The organism is Flavobacterium sasangense DSM 21067, assembly GCF_000686885.1.
Lineage (GTDB): Bacteria > Bacteroidota > Bacteroidia > Flavobacteriales > Flavobacteriaceae > Flavobacterium > Flavobacterium sasangense.
In genome coordinates this window covers 1-2,099 of sequence record NZ_JMLU01000057.1, presented here as the reverse complement: position 1 = coordinate 2,099, position 2,099 = coordinate 1, and the positions used below count along the sequence as shown (strand labels likewise).

The following is a 2,099-nucleotide window of genomic DNA, read 5'->3' as shown; positions in this document are numbered from 1 at the left end:
AGCGGTTTGCTTCAATGGCTACTTCCGGATTTTCCTACGGAAAATCCGCTGCTGAATGGAATGTTTTGTTATATTTGTAATGGCTTGGTGTTGGTTCAACGCCACTGAGAGCAAGCCGCAGAACGTTAGCGGTTATGGTAGGACGACCGTCAACACCAAAATTAAAAGAGAAAATAACACGACAATGGACAAAGAAATTTTATACACGGAAAGACAAAGGTTTAAGCAATGGTGGTTGTGGTTAATTCTATTGGGAGTTAACGGACTATTTTTGTTTGGAGTATTTAAACAAGTTATAGGAGGACAACAATTTGGCGACAAACCAATGAGTAACACAGGACTTTTAGTAGCGACAGGACTAACCTTTGCTTTGACACTTTTGTTTATAAACTTTCGACTTGACACAACTATTAAAAAAGACGGAATATATGTTCGCTTTTTCCCATTTCACTTAAAGTTTAAACATTACACTTGGGAGAGTTTGACAAAATCATTTGTTAGACAATATTCGCCATTGACTGAATACGGTGGTTGGGGTTTAAGACTTGGACTTTTTGGAAAAGGAACAGCGTTTAATGTTTCGGGCAACATAGGTTTGCAACTTGAATTTAAAGACAAGAAAAAATTGCTCATTGGGACAAATAAGCCAGACGAATTGACCGAAATACTTAACAAAATTGGACAACTAAAACAATGACGACAAAAACCACAAACCGCTAACAGCAGTTTGGCAATATGGCGGGTTTAGACTTAATTTGAAGTTGGTTTTGTACTTGCAAAATCAGTGCTAAACCGAAAGTTTAGGCTTTCTTAATCCGCCACTTCGCCAAGCTGCAAAACGTTGTGCGTCAGTTTGGCTGAACGCAGAAAACCTGAAGTTAAATCGAAAAATAAATTAATTAATGTTAGATAGTTTAAATAAAAAATATATTTACTTATCAATCCTAATTTCAGTTATAATATTCATTTTACTGAACTTCATTTTAGGTCCAACTTCTGTTTTTGGACTAGCAGAATTAATACAGAATAAAATTGGTTACTTTTTCGGAGTTGACATAAATACTTTAGATTATCTTTTAATCTCATCAATTCCTATTTGCAGTTTAATGTTAACTGAAAAAAGAAAACGGGTAAAATTAACCAAAATTCTAAAAGCTAACTTAATTATTTGTTTAAGTTGCGTTTTAACTTTTATCATTGGATTGTTCATACTGATTTCGGAAATTGGAAGTCCATCAGAAAATCCGCTGATTCCAAAATATTTACGAGTAGAACCATTTAAGCAATATTCATCATTTTTCATTATTTTAGGTTTAATATTACCATTTTTATTTACACAAAAAGTAGTTAAAGAAGTGAAAAGCGAAATTGAACTAATTAAAAAACAAAATGAGTAAAAAAATATTTTTAAGTTTTATTTTTCCGCTATCAGTAATCATATTTATACTTTTTACTAAATGGTGGATTGTAGATGTTGTTGATGGAACAGATGGAATAATGTACGGTTTTCCTTTTATTTATAAATCTCCGACTTTTGCGTCTTCAATGGCTGAAGAGTATTTTATAACTGAATTAATTATTGACTTTACAGTTTATTTGGGAATAATTACGGCAATAATTTATACAATAAATAGATTTATATATAAGTTTAAATTCAGAAAAATAGTTTTTGTTTTTTTAATCGTAAGTTCTTTTTTATTGGTAAGTCTAGAACTATTTTTAGCTTTATGGCCTGACAATATGATTTCTTTAAAAAGAGATTATGAAATTAAAATAAAAGAAACTGGATTAAAATTTTATTTTGATAGTAGTGAACGTAATAATTTTGACAATTATCATAAATAAAAAACCGAACGCACAACAGCGGTTTGCAGAAATGGCGAAAAATGTGCAAAAATCACATTTATTTTTCGCAAGAAATATTATCTTAGCGGAAAATAATCGGTCACGAAGTTCGCCACTTCTGCAAGCCACAAGACGTTGTGCGTCATTTTGGCGGAACGAGGAGAATTCAATAACTTAATGCAACAAATGATAAATTTTATCTTTGTTGAATTATGGAAAAATTACGCAGGCGATTAACCTTAAATGAACGGATT

General features: G+C 31.4%; 3 protein-coding genes. All 3 read left to right on the top strand.

Annotated features, from left to right (window positions below):
- Positions 1 to 184: 184 nt before the first annotated feature.
- The 3 genes from BP92_RS0113630 (at position 185) to BP92_RS0113620 (ending at position 1,845) form a co-directional block, all read left to right on the top strand.
- Complete coding sequence (locus tag BP92_RS0113630; protein ID WP_035693553.1) at positions 185 to 697, top strand: hypothetical protein; 513 nt, start codon at positions 185 to 187, stop codon at positions 695 to 697.
- A 205-nt stretch (positions 698 to 902) separates the two neighbouring features.
- Entirely contained in the window at positions 903 to 1,397 is a 495-nt protein-coding gene (locus tag BP92_RS0113625; protein WP_026726535.1) for a hypothetical protein, read from the top strand.
- The gene (locus BP92_RS0113620; protein ID WP_026726534.1) at positions 1,390 to 1,845 is read left to right on the top strand and encodes a hypothetical protein; all 456 of its coding nucleotides are present in this window, start codon (positions 1,390 to 1,392) and stop codon (positions 1,843 to 1,845) included. The genes BP92_RS0113625 and BP92_RS0113620 overlap by 8 nt, the downstream gene beginning before the upstream one ends.
- Positions 1,846 to 2,099: the final 254 nt, after the last annotated feature.